The following is a 16,860-nucleotide window of genomic DNA, read 5'->3' as shown; positions in this document are numbered from 1 at the left end:
TAAAAACTAGAAAGGGTGTTATCATGAACAAAATGTTCAGATTGCTCGTCATCGTGCTTGTATTTGCAGTGGCTGCCGGCTGCAGCGGGGGGAACAATGGAGGGAACGGCACTGCCCCGACGAATAAACCGGGAGAAACGAATGCCGGGACACAATCGGCGGCGCCGCAAGAGCCCGTTGTGGTCCAGATGGCAAGCTTGTATCCGAATCTGGATGCGAACAATCCGGTTATGACGGAACTTAGCAAAAAATCGGGCTTTAAATTTGACCTGGTTACAGTAACGGGAGATCGCAATCAAAAATTCGACTTATGGCTCGCTTCCGGCGATTATCCGGCCGATACGGTTATTTTAAAGCCGGATTATATTAAAAAATATTCGGATGCCGGCGCTATAATCCCGCTGGAGGATTTGATAGAAGAGCATGGCCCTAATATTAAGAAGCATTTCGGAGAATACTTCGATTTGTTAAAAGACGAAAACGGACATATTTGGTCGCTCTATGTCAGCAACATAACAGATGAGCCGACGCCGACGATGCAGTCGGAGTTCGCTGTCAGCTATAAAATGTTGGAGGAAGCGGGATACCCCGAACTGAAAACAATGGATGATTTGTTCAACTTGCTGAAGGATTACTATGAGAAGCATCCGCAAACGAATGGACAGCCGACCATTCCTTTCTCAGGCTTTAGCTATAATGACAATACTTATGAAAACGCGACAGGCCCGATCTTCACTACGAGCGGATTGGAAAATCACGGGGACTTTACGATAGACGAAAACGATAACGTTAGACATATCTTTACATCGGAAGAGGCGAAAACGTATCTCGCATTTTTGAATAAGCTTCATATCGCCGGCATGCTGGACAAAGAATTTTTTACTTTGAAAAATGATACGATGACGCAAAGGCTGGCGGAAGGCCGAGTTTTGGCGGGCGCTTTCCCAAGCTGGTACATGCAGCCGGAAGTAGAGCCGGTTATCCGGGCGGCAGGCAACTTTGATGATCTTTACGCTTATTTCCCGCTTGTGTTCGATGCAACGAAGCGAAATAAAAACTTCACGGCTGCGGCAACGCGTTCTAACTGGAACTGGGCGATTACATCAAAATCCAAGCATCCGGAAGAAGTAATCAAGCTGCTTGATTATATGTTTACCGATGAAGCGCAAATTTTGATTAACTGGGGAATTGAAGGCAGTCATTATGAAGTCGTAGACGGTAAGAGGGTCATTAAGGAAGAGTATAAGCAAGGAGTTGCCGCCAACCCGGATTTGATCTGGAGCGAAATTGTTACGCCATTCTACGGCACATCGATGTATTTCGCGCACGGAACGAAGTTGGCTGATGGAGACTATGCAACGCCTACGACGAGAGATAGCGTCAGAGAAAAATACGATGAAAGAACAAAAGAAGTTTTAGCCGAGTACGGCAAGGAAGTGTGGGCAGACTTCATTCCCGAGGTAAACTTTATTCTTCACGGACTTGGACAACTGGGCGATGTGGAGGAAGTGCGCGCCGAAGCCGAGCGGCTTAAGCAAATTTGGAACCGCGATACCGCCAAGATTGTTTTCTCCGCGTCGGAAGAGGAGTTCGAAAAGCAGTGGAATGAAACCATGCGCGCGCTGGAAAAGGCGGGAATCGCGAAAGTCGAGGAAGCGTATACAAAATTGTGGAAAGAGGCTACTGCGCGATATAGCCATATAGGGAAGTAAATCATATAGGGGAGGGGGAGCAGAATGAGTATCCGCACTAAGCTGTTTTTGTCGAACGGCGCAGTCGTCATTTTGCTGCTCACTTCCCTTACTTTTATTTTTGAGCATTTTAGCAGGCAGATGATTCTTGAGAAGATCATGGAGAGCAATAGCAACTCCTTTTCGCAAATGACGGAAAATGTGGACAGTCTCTTGAAGACCTACGAACAGACTGCCGATGTATTGTATATGGATGATTCGCTGCAGGCTACTCTGCTTCAAGAAATTCATTCTTTGGCGTTGCAGCATACGGAGTACACGGAGCTTATCGTCCCGCTTATGGAATCGATTCGTTCGACGAAAGATATTGTCAATTTTCAACTGTTTACCAATAATGATACGTTTCAATTAGGGGTTGTCAGGCCGTTGTCGGAGGCTCCCGAATTGGCGAGTAAAAGCGGATGCGACACTTCCTCGCCAAGCTATCGGTCGCTTCGTTCCTGGACTTTGGAGAAGGGAGCGGGTGGCGAGAACTTGCTTCGCTTATCGCAAAGGCTTAACCATCTGGATATGAAAGCATGTCTATTCGTTTCTATTGATGTGGATGTCAATGTGCTGGTGGACTTTATAAAAGCGAAGGATAATCCTAATCAAATTGTGTTTAGTTTATCGGATGGGAAGGTTGTATTTGACAATGCTTCCGACCATGCAGGGGCGGCCCGCTTGGAGGATTACTGGTTTTTCCCCGAGATGAATGCCAATGATGACGGCCAGCTTGTACGTACGGCCGATCAGGAATATTTGCTAACCAGCCGCGTCCTGGATTCGCGCAATAGCGTTAATGGCATCCAAATCGTCTTCCTTACCCAGCTTGATGCCCTGGTAGCAGGCACCAATGCGATTCGAACGACGGCTCTCGTTCTGTTCGTTGCAACCTTGGCTATATTCGTCATTGCAAACTATGTGGTATCGTCCAGATTAACGAAAAGATTGGTAGAGCTGTCCATAAAAATGAGAAAAACCAGCCTCGAAAATCTGCAGCCGATTCAAACGATTAAAGGAAATGACGAAGTAAGCAAGCTCGGCTTCAGGTTCAACGAGATGGTGCAGCGCATGCAGCGGCTTATTCGCGAGGTGTATGAGTCGGAACTGGGACGCAAAGAGCTGGAGCTGAAGACAAAGGAGTCTGAGTTATACGCCTTGCAGACACAAGTGAATCCCCATTATTTGTTTAATACTTTAAATGCGCTTCGCGGTAATCTCCTTATGAAGGGAGATCGTGAAAATGCGAAAATTGTTAACTTATTGGCTAAATCCTTTCGCAATGTGTTGGGCAAAAGCGGCCGGATGATTACAATAGCGGAAGAATTGGACATTATCGAGACTTACTTGAACATTCAAGCTTTCCGCTTCTCTGATCGGCTTCGCTTCCGAATCGACATTCCGAAGCGGCTGCATGATGTCGCTATACCGAAGCTGTCGCTGCAGACATTGGTGGAAAATACGATCGTCCATGCGCTGGAGCCAAGCGCTGACGGAACAATGATCGTTATTAGGGCGGATTTTGATGAGCAGCAATGCAGACTTGTCGTGGAGGACAACGGTCCAGGCATTCCGTGCGATCACTTGACGGCAATAAGACAAAGGCTCGAAACCGCAGATCAGAAGAAGGATGACTCGCTGCATATTGGTCTGCGCAACGTACATCAAAGATTACGCCAAAGCTTTGGCCCGCACTTCGGTCTGATCATTGAAAGCAAGCCTAGAGAGGGCACGAGAATTATCATTAACCTTCCGCTAGACAAGCCGCAAACGTAAGGAGGTTGGGAGCCATCTATAACGTACTTCTTGTAGACGATGAACCCGGGGCGCTGCTTTCACTGAAATATTTGCTGGATTGGGAACAGCTAGGTTTTACGATCGCGGGCGAAGCGACGAATGGCCAGCAGGCGCTCGATCTTTTTCATGACGGCAATTACGCCCTGGTCATCACGGATATGAAGATGCCGGTATTGAGCGGTTTGGATTTGATTGCGCAGCTGCGCGCATTATCCAATGTTCCGATTATTATCATGAGCGGTTATGAAGACTTCTCATTTGCGCAGAAGGGTTTGCAACTGGGCGTTAAGGATTATTTGCTGAAGCCGGTTGAGGAAGATGACTTGGTGCGTCTATTGAAATCCGTGGCAGCCGAGCTGGAAAATGAACGAATGCTGGACAAAAAGCTGCATTTTGGTTTGTCTGCAACGAAGGAGCGCATTGCCAGAGAATGGGCCAACGGTTTCATGAATGCGGAAGAAGTGACGGAACGGTTTGATTTGATAGATATACATGTTAGAGAGCGCTCAGGGATTTGCTGCATTGCGGCGGAGCTGGACTCGGAAGCCTGGAACGACTCCTCTATGACGGATAATGATCTGCAAATAAAACGATTTGCCGCGCGTAATGTCATGGAAGATATTATTGGGTTAAGCGGCTGTTTATTCGAAGAATCGGATATGAAATACGGAATCGTTTTATTCTCGGATTTAGACGAGGTGGAGCGCGCGGATGTTATTGCAAAAATCAGCCTGATGAGCCAGCATGTGCGGCAATACGCAAAAATCGGGATCACATTCGGCATAGGCAAGCTGGTTCATGCGATGAACGAAGCCGTAAAGTCTTATGAGGATGCGAAACGAATGCTGGACAAGCAATTCTTTTTCGGCAAGCAAAGCGTTATTTCGGAAGAAAGGCTGTTCTCGAAAGAGGAGAATGATGATGAACAGAACTGGCTCCATGCCAATGAGCTTATTGAGCAGCTTGACAAGCAGGACAGTGAGCAGCTAAGAGAAATGCTTGCGCACAGATGGGAGTTATTGGCGAAAAATCAAGTGCATTCGAATCTTATTAAAACCATGATCTTGGAGCTGTTCATTGAGTTGTTTCGGCTTGTCAGGGAACAAGGGATTGATTATGAGCAGCTGTTCAATCCGAGACAACTCGATTACGAACGAATTATGGGGGCAAGATCTTTGACGGATCTGTTCCAAATTACATGGACCAAAGTGCGGGAAACAGCCGAGCTGATCAAGTCCCATCGCGAGCTGTCATCGGAAAATGCGGTCAAAGTTGCCAAGCGATTAGCGAATGAACGTTATGCCGACAACATCAGCATGAAAAATATAGCTTCTCAAGTGTATATGAACGCGGCCTATTTGGGGCAGCTATTTAAAGCGGAAACAGGCATTGGCTTTAACGATTATTTGTTTCAGGTTCGCATGGAAAACGCAAAAAGAATATTGAGCTCTACCGATATGAAGGTCTACGAGGTGGCCTATGCCGTCGGTTATAACGATCTGGATTGGTTTTATAAAAAATTCAAGCAGCATACGGGCTTGAGCGCAAGCGAATACAGAATCATGAGTGCATCAGTCTGGCAAGAACAATAATTCCTCCCGCTATGATCTGAATGTTAAGGGGTTCATCGAATGATGGACTCCTTTTATAATCAGTGAGGAAGCGGTTACAAAATAACTAATAGGAGGAATTAATGAATGAGAAGTGAACAGTTACTTCGCAAAGGATTTCGCAAGTTTCAGTTTTACATCTGCATAGGGATGATTCTGGCCTTGGCTGTACCGCAATTGGCGATGGCAAGCGGGCAGCCGGAAGAAACCGATCTTTATAGCGGTTATGGCTCAGGCTTGCTTGCATCAACGGCGGGGTTTGCGAATAAAGACGCCAATCCGGAGCTGGGGCAGCTAAGCGGCTTCGGCAATAGCGGGAGAATGGAGCTGGATTATCAGTATCGCAGCATCGGAGTCGATTTTGGAGCAGTCGCGGCTGTAAACACCATCGAACTTGAAGCTGCGAATGCGTCGAACCGAGTGGAGAAAAGCGATCTGTCCCTATACGTCAGTACGGACAATGAGACGTACAGCAAAGTAAAAAATTGGGATTTCGTAAAAGTGGACAACCGTGTAATTTTGTACAATTTTTCGGAATCAGCTCGTTATGTAAAGGTTCATAACCATTTTGATGATGCGAAAGGCACTTTTTATAATGACAGCCTGCAAGAGATGATGAAAGCGTATCAGCTGCCGAAAGGACGCTGGACGGCCGGCAATGGACAAAGCTGGTTGTATCAAAAGCCGGTAACCGTCTCCAATCCGAATGCCGAGATGATCAATGATCGGGCGGTTTATTTGACTAAGGTGGATCTGGGAACCGCGCAATTGATTGCCGATGGGAAGCTGCAAGCCGATTATCGCGATATTCGCTTTGCGGCTGGTGGCCAGGAGCTGCACTTCTATATGGATGATGCAGGTTTCTACGTACGAATTCCTGAAATGCAGCCTGAGGAAACGAAACAAATTTATATGTATTACGGCAACCCGGCGGCCTCCTTCCGCGGTGGAGCACAGGAAGCGCTGCAAATCGAGTACGGCAACAAAACAATTGTGGAACAATCAGGGGAATTGAAGCCGGTGCGATTGAAGGATGGCACGCTGATGACAGTGGCAGGCTCGAATGACGCGGGCATACTGGCCAATTACTCCTTTGACGGCGGCAAGACATGGACGGATCAGGAAACGATTATTCTCCCTGTTTCGGCGGCAGGCTCCGACTTATATGAATTCCCTACCGGAACTTATGTTGATCCCGATACGGGCGAAGTTTATTTGTTCTTTGCCGTCCATCATTATTTTGGCGTGTGGAGCGGCGGCAATACTTGTTTGTCTATCGATGTGTGCCGCAACGATATGTATGTCGTCAAATCAAACGGATTCGACGGACAAAAGCCGATATTCGGCGAACCAGCGCGAATAACGGGCCTGCAGACAGCTTCCGGGGCGCCGATTCATTATATGATCTCTTATACAAATCCGATTCGTCATAGTTCTGGAAGGATCATCGCTCCATTCTCCCATGTCATCGGAGATGACGGCACCTTTGGCGTCAGCTTCCTGTACTCGGACGATAATGGGGGCACTTGGCAGAAAAGCGTTTCCGAGCTTACGATTCCTTCCATCGGCGGGGAAGGCGGAGTGACTGAGGTTGCCATTATTGAATTGGCCGACGGCAGCTTAAAGACTTACTTGCGTCAGCAAAGATCGGATATCTATTATCTTGGGACAAGCTCATCGGCGGATGAAGGATTGACATGGTCCCCGGTGGCCGACAGTGAAATGATGAGCACCAATACGTTCCCTGCCATGCAGCGGGATGACAACGGGAATATTTTATTGACATGGTCAGGGCATAATGCGGAAGGAATGGGGAGTTATTATCGCAACAATCTTACTATTGCTTACAGTGATGATGAGACGCTCACCTGGCAGGGCTATCATGATCTGACTGGACGCACTCGCTTATCGACTCCGGGATGGATTTCCGAGAACGAGAAGCGCAACGTCGTTCAGGCGGATGGAGTAAGGGCAGGCGATGATGCGTGGCTGTTCACGTGGCCTGGACTGATGGGGGCCTTCTCTATGCTGGTAGAGGATTTTGACCGTTATTTGCGCCAAAGCCATGGCGCATTGGATAGCTTCGAGTATGAGCATAGCGGAGTTACTCCCGATAATGGGACAAGTCTGGCCAATGACTACTGGTGGAAGACGGCTAACTCCGGAGTCGTTACTACAAGTGACGCTGTTGCGAAGCAAGGCATGAGGTCGCTTTATATTCGCAATAATGTCGATGACCAAAGAGTAACGGGCGGATCGAGGTTATTCCCGGCCACCCGGAAAGCGAGCGTCCAGCTCTCAGTGTATGGAGAGAGCTTCGACAACGATCTTTTTATCTCCTTGCAGGAAGGATACTCGCAGCATTGGAATGCGCTCGGCGCCGGTTTTATCCTGCAGCTAGATTCCGACGGATCGTTGAAATATACGAATACGGAAATAAATTCTTCAACCGGGACGGTCAAAGTAGGCTTTGTGAATCCGGATAGCAACCCGCTGACCGGCAACTTGTCCCATTTCTCGGACGCTTTCCCGTTCGCGCTAGATTACAAGGATCGCAGCGTAGGCGTGGATCTTGGCAGGGCTGCCAAGCTTCGCGAAATCCAGTTGAATGACAGCAAGCAATATAATAAACCGCAGCCGCCAGACAACCTGCCGGGAAATCGGATACAACAGCAGAACCTTGAAGTGTATGTCAGCCATATGAACAATGGGGATTGGACTCTTCTGGAAGGATGGACCTTCGAGAAGGAAGACGGCAATATTAAGATTGGCCTGGAGCATCTGGATGTCGAAGCGCGTTATGTAAAGGTCCACCAAAACTACTCGGACACGGCCTTTACTTTCGGGGCGCCGCAGCAAGAGATTATGCGTGTCATCACGGAGTATGACCAGCCGATCGAGTTCCATGAGCTGGCGACGCCGACAAGCTTGACGTTTAATGAATGGCATAAAATTCGTCTTGATTTTGATTTGGACAGTGGACTGGCCGACGTCTATGTAAATGATGCATTCAAGGGAACGATAGAGGCTGCTCATCCGGGTAAAGTCATTAACCATCTGATGATCTCATCCGGCGCTTCGGGACTTGGGACGGAAGTCTATGTGGATGAAGTGATGATTCAGGATCTATCAGTGGCGCTGCCGCAAGCCGGATTGATCGGAGATGAGGAGGCGGCGGTCGAAGAGACGGACACGACTGCTCCGGCAATCTCGTTCTCTCCAGACGGCAGTGAAACCCTGCTGTACGAAGCCTCAGTCCAAGCGGCGGTAACAGATGATTGGAGCGGTAATTGGAGCGGTATCGACGCCGATCAGCTTATGTATGTTTGGGCACAGAGCGAGACGGCTCCGGATACAGGCTGGCAAGCATTCGGCTTAAGCGATGCGATTGCTTTGTCGAACGTGTCCGGCGATTGGTATTTGCATATTCGCGCGTCTGATATGAACGGCAATGTGGCACAGGCCCATTCCAACCGATTCCGTATGCAGCTCAGAGAGTCATCGGGATCGACATGGCCTTCAACTGGCGGCAATACCGCTAATGAATGGAACGTTGCTGCGGGGGAAGGCGGGACGTTTGGCAGCAATAATGAAATAGAATTGACGATTCCCGCAGGAGCCTCGGACGACGCCATGCGTATTGCCATCTCCAAGCTTTCGGCAGCCGATGCGACTGAGCATCCGGAATGGAGCCGGTTAAGTCCTGCTTTTAAAGTATCAAAAAATGTAGCAGGAAGCCTGAAGAAGCCGGCAACGATCAAGCTGAAGTTTGATCGGGATAAGCTTGAAGATCATCAACTGCCTGTTATTGCTTACTATGATGAAGAGACGGAAGTTTGGGTTGAAATCGGAGGAAAGGTTGAAGGTGATTTTGTTTCGGCGGCAACAGATCGTCTGGCAACTTTCGCGGTCTTCGCCAAGCCGCTTGGATCGACAGAGCCCGCCATATCGTTTAGCGATTTGGCCGGACATTGGAGTCAAGCAGCCGTCTATGAGGCGGTAAGGCTAGGGATTGTCAATGGCTATCCAGATGGCATGTTCAAGCCTGATAAAGAGCTGACAAGAGCCGAGTTTATCGTTATGCTTGCCCGCGCGCTGGAGCTGGAGTCCGATGAAGAAGCGTTGCCGTTGTCGTTTGCCGATAGCGAGCATATCCCGGACTGGGCTCTGCTATCGATAGCGCAGGCGCTGAAATCGAACATCATACAGGGCTATGATGACGGCACTTTCCGTCCGGATGCGAGGATAACTCGAACGGAAATGATTGCAATGACAGTGCGTGCGCTGGGGCTCCCTGTCGGCATGGAGTCGGCTACGAGCTTTGCGGACGACGCAGCGATTCCGGCTTGGGCCAAGCCCCTGGTTGCTGAGGCGGCTGCTCGCGGACTGGTCGAAGGACGCGGCGGCAACCGTTTTGCTCCGGGGGGCGAATCGACCCGTGCGGAAGTGGTGAAGGTTATACTGAAAGCTATTCAATAAGAGATAGGGAGTATACGGTTCGTGTACTCCCTTTCTACATGCATGGAATGAAATGAAATAAATTGACTAAAACAAAGAGCAGATGCTATATTAATTGGTAATACCATATTATATATATAAAGCGCATTACATGAATTTAAATAGAAAGTGGGTTTGTAATGTCGATGATGGATTTGTTCCAATTAAATGATCAGGTTGCAATTGTTACAGGAGGCTCGGGTTTGTACGGCGAACATATTTCCACCGCTCTTTGCGAGGCAGGAGCGCATGTCATTATCGCTTCCCGCAACGAGGAGAAGTGTCAGGCTCTCGCAGATCGCTTTAATGAACGCGGATACAAAGCATCAGGCATGAAGCTGGATCTGAGCGATGAACAAAGCATTATCGCATTTATCGCAGAAGTGTCCGACAGGTATGGGCGAATTGATATTCTCGTCAATAACTCTGTTTCCCGTTATGGTTTAAACAATGTTGAAGAGACGACTGCCGAAGGATGGAACATGGCACAGCAGGTGAACGGAACGGGGTTGATGCTTATCTCGAGGGAAGCTGTTAAACTGATGCGTGCCGCGGGCAAAGGAAATATTATTAACATAGCCTCCATTCAAGGAGCGCAGGCGCCTCACTTCCCTGTATATGGAGATACGGGTATGACCAGCGGTGTCGAGTATACGTTCGCGAAGTGGGGGATGATCGGAATGACGAAATGGATGGCGAGCTATTATGGACCCTATAACATTCGCGTCAATGCGATTAGTCCTGGTGGTTATTACGAAGGAGAGAATCAGCATGAGGAGCATTCGAATGCATTCGTGAACAATTACAAGTCTATGACTCCGCTTGGCAGATTGGCCGAAGACGATGATATCAAGGGGCCGATCGTTTTCCTCGCCTCCGAAGCTTCGCGTTACATCACGGGTCATAATCTATTGCTTGATGGAGGATGGACAATTTGGTAAAAGAAAGGGTAAAATGTCCGTGAATAAACTTACAGTATCCAAAATGACGCTTGGCACAGTACAACTTGGCATGAATTATGGGCTTATCGGCACTAATCAAATGCCTGATGTTCGAGCAAGTTATGGTATTTTGCAAGCAGCATGGCAAGGTGGAGTGACGGCCTACGATACGGCTGCGACGTACGGGGAATCTGAGCAAATACTGGGCCGTTTTTTTGGCAAGTTGCAATCTGGAGAAGCTCCGACAATCATTACCAAAATTTATGTGCAGCCGGAGCAAAGCTGGAGTCCTGGACGAATAAAAGATGAGATCTACCGCCAGACGAGAGCGTCGCTTGAGAAACTCGGTGTCGAGCAAGTGTCTGCTATGATGCTGCATAACGTCGATGCGATGCGAGCTCATGGGGACATCATTGCGCAAGTATTCGCCGAGCTTGTACGGGATGGTTTAGTGGAAAAGGCGGGTATTTCATTTTCGTCCAATACGGAAGAGGAGTTTGCAATGCTGCGTCCGTATTTGGAAGACTCCGTTTTCGGCGCTGTACAGCTTCCGTTAAATGTGTTCGATCATCGACCTCTGAATAACGGGTGTCTGGAGATGTTGCGATCCGCAGGCAAAACCGTGTTTGTCCGCAGCGTGTTCCTGCAAGGCCTTTTCTATGCGAATGAAGCAGAGCTGCCCTCTCAATTGCCCGAGGCTGTTGAACCGATCCGCCAGCTTCGCGAGCTTGCGCATAGCTGTGGCTTAACTCCTGCCGAGCTGGCTGTTTCCTATATTCGCGATATGCCGGGAGTAGATAGTCTGGTTATCGGCGTGCAGACAGTTGAGCAACTGGAGGGAAATTTGCGGTTAATAGAAGGGCCTGCCGTACCGGAGTCAATTTGTAATGAAATAAGAGAGCGATTCCGGAATCTGCCTGAGCGGCTCCTTACACCGGGGATGTGGAGCAGGGCACGCTAACGTCAGGTTGTATAGCCGAGCGATTTATAGATATCTCCCAGAATAGGAGGGTAATGTTGAAGCTCAGGGTGTTAGATCAATTGCAGCGTGGTGAACGGGCTTTTATCGTTTGCATAGGCGATTCCATTACAGAACAGAATTATCATCTTAAGGGCAAGCTTAATTATGTGGGTCTGCTTGCAGAACGGTTAATGGAACGGTACAATCGCAAGTCGTATGTGTTCAACGTTGGGAAAAGCGGAGATACTTCGCAAGGGATACTGGATCGACTGGATGAAGACGCCTTGCGATTCGGAGCGGATCTGATTACAGTGATGATCGGCATAAATGATTCTGTGCAAGGAGAAGCAGGTATTGCCCCATTTAAACGGAACTTGGAACAGATTATCACTAGAGTTATGGCATCCGGATCAGAGGTGCTGCTTTTAACCCAGAATGCGCTCGATTATAATATTCATGAACAGGCGGTCCTAGCTAGAACGGCCTATCCGGAGTATGCCGCAGCCGTGCAGGAAGTGGCGGCCGCAACGGATACTCCTTTATGTGATATTTATAGTCATTGGCGTGAATATGTACAAGGATCGACTAACAGCCACTTGATGCTCATGCATGACAGCATTCATCCCGGTGCCCAGGGACATGCATTCATAGCAGGGCAAATCTATCATTATCTGAATATCATGCCTAGCGCAGAAGAATTGGAGAGGTCGCCCCATGATTAGAGACGCTTTGCAAAATTTCAAGCAGTATACAGGATTCCATCCGCGGTTAGAGCAAGCAGCACAATTTATAGCTAACGAGAATTGGAAAACTCTTGAGCCTGGAAAATATGAGATTGACGGAGACAATATTTTCGCAATCGTTCAGCATTATGAAACCAAACCGCGAGAGCAAGGATTCTGGGAAGCGCATGAGCGGTACATGGACATTCAATTTGTGGCTGAAGGCGAGGAGAACTTTGGTTACGCGCCTATCGGGCAAGCGGTTGTAACACGACCGTATGATTCCGATTCCGACTATGCGATATTCGATGCGACAGGCGATTTCTTCCTATTGAAGGAAGGTCATTTTATATTGGCAGCGCCGCAAGATGTTCATATGCCAGGTATGGCGATTCACACTCCGCAGCCGGTTAAAAAAATTGTGATTAAGGTAAAGGTTTAATCAACCACAAGAGGGGGGAACCGAATGGTTTCCCTCTTTTGTTTTCGTTGGCGCATCTACAAAGCGATAATCGTTTTGGCGGTCGTCTCCAGCAGCGCAAATATCCTTTTTTTTGAGAAAAAACCCAGATATCTATATGGGCATTACAGTTATAATTATGCTACTCTGAGAAAATATCAATGAATGAGTTGTAGAAGCGGTTTAGAAAAATGAAAGCGCTGTATCCGTGGGGGATATAAAATCGAAGCTAGGGAAAGGGTGGCAGCATGGGGAATAGAGAGGTGATTCGAACGTCAAAGAGAACCTTTTTATCGTTGAAAGTTATTTTAATATCCACTTATATATTCCTTTCCGTTCTAATTATTATCGTCTTCTCCGGAATTACGAGTTATGTGGCTGAGAAAGTCATTAAAGAAAAGGAAAACCGCGCAGTAATAAGTTCGTTAACTAATATTGATGATCGGATTAATATTAAATTAGCCCAATATTCCGATTTGATGATTTCGTTAGCCTACGAGGCGCCAACGCAGAAATTGTTACAGGGGCTGGAAGGGCTATCCAACCAAAGCAAAATTGAATTCGTCAATGAGTTCTACTCCAGAATGTACGAAGTTAATGTGACGCAAACGGATATTAATGCAATTGTTTTTATAGACACTAATGGCAAGCAGTACTATACCATGAACCAAAACTTTAATACGGAAGCATGGGTGAATAACTACTTTACTCCAGAATTGCAAGATCAGGTGGCTGAGCTGCGGGGAGAAATATTCATCGATTTCTCTGGAGGAAACTCGAAGGATCACAATAGTATAACCCTTATTAGCCAGATTAATGCACTCAATAAACCGCGAGGCACGAAACCGATTGGCATGATGATGATAAATATCAAGAAGGGGGCGCTCTCCTCGATTCTATTCCGGAATACAGAATTACAGCTGACAACATTAGTCGATTCTCAAGGAATAGTCGCGATTGATGCGCATAAAGAACTTCAGGGAACGGTTAGCGAATTGAATAAAACCGCCCAATTGCAAAAAGAGCCCTCCTTTCAAACCAATATGAATGGAGAAGACTTTTTCGTATCTATTTTTAAAAATGACAAGTATCACTATACGTTGATGAGCCGTGTCCTTGTAGATGAGCTCTACAAAGATGTGGATTATATAAAAAAAATAATCGTATACCTTATCCTATTCGTACTATGCGGAGTTGTTATGATTTCTTTTTTCCTCTCCACATTTCTCGTCAAGCCGATCAAAGAGTTGGTAACGTTAATGAATCGCGTCAGTCATGGGAATTTAAATGTAAGAATGGTCAAGATTCCTTCTAATGAAATAGGCATCCTCGCCAATAACTTCAACCAAATGGTTGATACGCTAAAAAATAGCGTTCCCCTAAGAAAGGAAAGATTAATCAGCAAGCTGTTATTAGGCAGGATCACAATCGATGAATTCTCTTCTCAAGGAGCAGAACTTGGAGTAGCTGCTACCGTCGGAGTTAATATTGTTGTTGTTGTAATCGAAATTCATGACACTCCCATGAGCGATAAGGAATTTATTCCGATAGACGATATAGAACGGTTTCTTCAATCCAGATTAGTATCCGTTCATTCGGCTGCTTTGTTGCATATTCTTGACAATCGCCGTCTGATCGTTATTTTACAAGAAGCGGAAATGGATCTCATTCCATACTTGCATGAGTCTTTGAATAGGGAGAAGGGAGTGCCGACAACTTTCGGAGTAAGCCGTTCCTCGTTCAGCTATGATAAAATCCACGAATCTTATAATGAAGCACTTGATGCGCTTCACTATAAGCACTTATTCGAAGCGAATGAAATTATCTATATTAATGATATTCAAGAGAAGGATAACAACTATGAACAATTGGAACGAATAGAGGATGAGATTGTACAAGCAGTAAAGTTTGGACGAGGAGAACAATTGACCGAGAGCACGGAACTGCTTTTTAATACCTTCAAAGAACAATTTGTGACCAGGGAAACGATGAATCGATCGTTAGGCCATACCCATTTGAAAATTCTTAAATTAATGAGCAATCTGGGAATCGATCTTTTTAATGCCGACCCGACTATCCCCCGGTTGCCATCGCTTGAAAGCTTTAACTTGTTTCGCCATACACATGAACTGAAACAAGAGTTCTCCGTTTTCTTAGAAACATCCGCACAATTAATCGGGAATAAACGCGAAACACGGATGCATGAAACGATTGCCAAAGCAATCACGATCATTAATGAGCGATACATCGATGGCGATTTTTCCGTTAGCACCATTAGTAAGGAATTATATATAAGCGAAAATTATTTTTCCAAGCTGTTCAAACAAGAGACAGGCAAAAATTTCTCTCAATATGTCACGGCTGTGCGTATGAAAGAAGCCGAAAATTTACTTACGCTAACGGATTTAAAGATCAGTGAAGTAGCCGCAAAAGTGGGCTACAAGGATGCCAATTATTTCAGTCTCAGCTTTAAGGGGATTTTTGGAGTTTCGCCGGTAAAGTATCGAGAACAGCACCAGTAAAACGCTGTTCAGCCTAATTTTATAGACGGCACAATGGTTTTTTCAAGGGAAAACCCAGAATATTATATGGTCGCCTGAGCCATATGTCCGCTAACATTTAATTTATGAAAGCGGTTTAATTTTGGTTGCTTTCTAACAAAATTCTGGAGGGGTAGAAAATGAGAAGAAGAAAGCACGGTTTAGCTTGCTTGCTCGTGATGCTGTTGGTTGTAACCATATTGGGCGGATGCGGGAGCGGGAATAACGAGGGGACAACGGTTGAGCCGGACAGCTCATCATCATCCGTGACTCCGAGCCAGGAAGCAACTACTAATCCGGAAGATGAGAAGCCGGTCGAGCTTGTGTTCTGGAACTATCCGGTTTGGAATTTGCCAGATCAAAAGCCAGGTGAATATGCCCAGACACTGATTGAAAAGTTTGAAAAGAAATATCCCAACGTGAAAGTGAAGCTTGAAATCATTCCCTATGATGGCGGAGATCAGAAGGTGAATGTAGCTCTTGCATCCAAAACGGCACCGGATATTCTTAATGATTCTCCTGGACGTACGACCAGCTATGCGAAGAGGGGATATACGGTACCTCTAAATGATTTATTGACGGAGGAGCAGCTAAAAAAAATCCCGCAAAATGTTCTTGAGAAAGTAACTTTACAAGACGGAACGATCTTCAGCTACCCTCAGGGATTGGGTGCGACACTCATGGTCATCAATAAATCGTTAGTGGAAAGAGCGGGAGCGGCGGACTTATTGCCCTCGGGAGAATTACGGACGTGGACGATCGAACAATTTGAAAAACTCCTCGTGGCTGTAAGGGAATATCAGAAGAAGGAAACGCCGGATCATTATCCGTTTCTAATGTTCGGCTTGAATGAGCAGGGGGATGCTCTGTATCACAGCTTTATGGCTGGTTTTGGCGGAAAACGTTATTCGGATGACCGTACGCAAAGTACATTTAGCTCCACGGAAAATGTGCAAGCGGTGGAGTGGTTCAAATCGCTAATAGATAAACAGCTTGTATATCCAAATCCGGAAACAAGAGCTGCTGGAATGAGCAACGATTATTTCGTTCAAGAAAAGACCGCTGTCGCGTTTGGCGGGTTTTCACTCTTGAATGCCGTCCAGAAGGCGAAAGACGAAGGGGCGATCAAGGGAGAGTTTGAAGCGATCTTGGCGCCATTCCCAAGTGTTAAGGAGGATCAAGGCGTAGTTATCGGCGGAGGCGGTCAATTCGTTATTTTCGACAATGGGGATGAGAATAAGATTAAATATGCAAAAAAATTCATCCAGTTTGCACAGACGGAGGATCCTGATTTTATTAAAGCGATGAACGCCTTCGATGTTTATGGAAGAGACACGTTAGGAGCCAATCCAGATCCCGAGAAGCTGTGGTTGTCCAAATTGGTGACCGATACAGAGCATATCATTGCGATTGACGGCTCTTATGATATTGAAGGATATTCACAAACCAGAGCGGTGTTCTTCCCGGAAATGCAAGCCGTATTTATCGGTGCCAAGGAGCCGCTGCAAGCGATGCAGGATTATGATGAGAAGGCCAATAAAATCATTAAGGACGCAATTGCTTCCAAAAAATGATGGAGTGCACGAATTGGAGTGGAGC

10 protein-coding genes are annotated in these 16,860 nt (G+C 46.8%); all 10 read left to right on the top strand.

Translation table 11 applies throughout. The annotated features are described in order from the left end of the window. The first annotated feature begins 23 nt into the window (after positions 1-23). The 10 genes from B1748_RS19485 (at position 24) to B1748_RS19440 (ending at position 16,835) form a co-directional block, all read left to right on the top strand. Positions 24-1,712: an extracellular solute-binding protein gene (locus B1748_RS19485; protein WP_087569610.1), complete on the top strand. Its 1,689-nt coding sequence runs from the start codon at positions 24-26 to the stop codon at positions 1,710-1,712. A 24-nt stretch (positions 1,713-1,736) separates the two neighbouring features. Then, positions 1,737-3,509 (top strand): sensor histidine kinase, encoded by a 1,773-nt coding sequence (locus tag B1748_RS19480; protein WP_087569609.1) that lies wholly within the window; start codon positions 1,737-1,739, stop codon positions 3,507-3,509. Between the two features lie 5 nt (positions 3,510-3,514). Further along, the gene (locus tag B1748_RS19475; RefSeq protein ID WP_087569608.1) at positions 3,515-5,122 is read left to right on the top strand and encodes a response regulator; all 1,608 of its coding nucleotides are present in this window, start codon (positions 3,515-3,517) and stop codon (positions 5,120-5,122) included. 105 nt (positions 5,123-5,227) lie between these two features. Beyond that, positions 5,228-9,619 (top strand): DUF2341 domain-containing protein, encoded by a 4,392-nt coding sequence (locus B1748_RS19470; RefSeq protein ID WP_087569607.1) that lies wholly within the window; start codon positions 5,228-5,230, stop codon positions 9,617-9,619. 158 nt (positions 9,620-9,777) lie between these two features. After that, positions 9,778-10,578 (top strand): SDR family NAD(P)-dependent oxidoreductase, encoded by an 801-nt coding sequence (locus B1748_RS19465; RefSeq protein WP_218781643.1) that lies wholly within the window; start codon positions 9,778-9,780, stop codon positions 10,576-10,578. 19 nt (positions 10,579-10,597) lie between these two features. Continuing rightward, positions 10,598-11,539 carry an aldo/keto reductase gene (locus tag B1748_RS19460; RefSeq protein ID WP_179215682.1) on the top strand — a complete coding sequence of 314 codons (942 nt, stop codon included), beginning with the start codon at positions 10,598-10,600 and terminating at the stop codon, positions 11,537-11,539. A 56-nt stretch (positions 11,540-11,595) separates the two neighbouring features. After that, entirely contained in the window at positions 11,596-12,261 is a 666-nt protein-coding gene (locus tag B1748_RS19455) for an SGNH/GDSL hydrolase family protein (RefSeq protein ID WP_179215681.1), read from the top strand. Beyond that, positions 12,254-12,703 carry a NanQ anomerase/TabA/YiaL family protein gene (locus B1748_RS19450; RefSeq protein WP_087569604.1) on the top strand — a complete coding sequence of 150 codons (450 nt, stop codon included), beginning with the start codon at positions 12,254-12,256 and terminating at the stop codon, positions 12,701-12,703. Before B1748_RS19455 ends, B1748_RS19450 begins: the two co-directional genes overlap by 8 nt. Before the next feature lie 266 nt (positions 12,704-12,969). Further along, positions 12,970-15,243, top strand: a complete 2,274-nt coding sequence (locus B1748_RS19445) for a helix-turn-helix domain-containing protein (protein WP_087569603.1) — start codon at positions 12,970-12,972, stop codon at positions 15,241-15,243. Between the two features lie 341 nt (positions 15,244-15,584). After that, positions 15,585-16,835 carry an extracellular solute-binding protein gene (locus tag B1748_RS19440; protein WP_179215680.1) on the top strand — a complete coding sequence of 417 codons (1,251 nt, stop codon included), beginning with the start codon at positions 15,585-15,587 and terminating at the stop codon, positions 16,833-16,835. Positions 16,836-16,860 lie beyond the last annotated feature (25 nt).

Origin of the sequence: Paenibacillus sp. MY03 (assembly GCF_002165585.1) — a bacterium.
GTDB classification, from domain to species: Bacteria; Bacillota; Bacilli; order Paenibacillales; family Paenibacillaceae; genus Pristimantibacillus; species Pristimantibacillus agaridevorans.
The sequence above is the reverse complement of the archived record's forward strand: the minus strand, read 5'-3'. Positions and strand labels throughout refer to the sequence as shown.

Bases quoted from the DNA above. Each gene is read 5' to 3' on its own strand.
- B1748_RS19465 (WP_218781643.1), top strand. From the start codon at position 9,778: ATGTCGATGATGGATTTGTTCCAATTAAATGATCAGGTTGCAATTGTT.
- B1748_RS19450 (WP_087569604.1), top strand. From the start codon at position 12,254: ATGATTAGAGACGCTTTGCAAAATTTCAAGCAGTATACAGGATTCCAT.
- B1748_RS19445 (WP_087569603.1), top strand. From the start codon at position 12,970: ATGGGGAATAGAGAGGTGATTCGAACGTCAAAGAGAACCTTTTTATCG.
- B1748_RS19485 (WP_087569610.1), top strand. From the start codon at position 24: ATGAACAAAATGTTCAGATTGCTCGTCATCGTGCTTGTATTTGCAGTG.
- B1748_RS19480 (WP_087569609.1), top strand. From the start codon at position 1,737: ATGAGTATCCGCACTAAGCTGTTTTTGTCGAACGGCGCAGTCGTCATT.
- B1748_RS19470 (WP_087569607.1), top strand. From the start codon at position 5,228: ATGAGAAGTGAACAGTTACTTCGCAAAGGATTTCGCAAGTTTCAGTTT.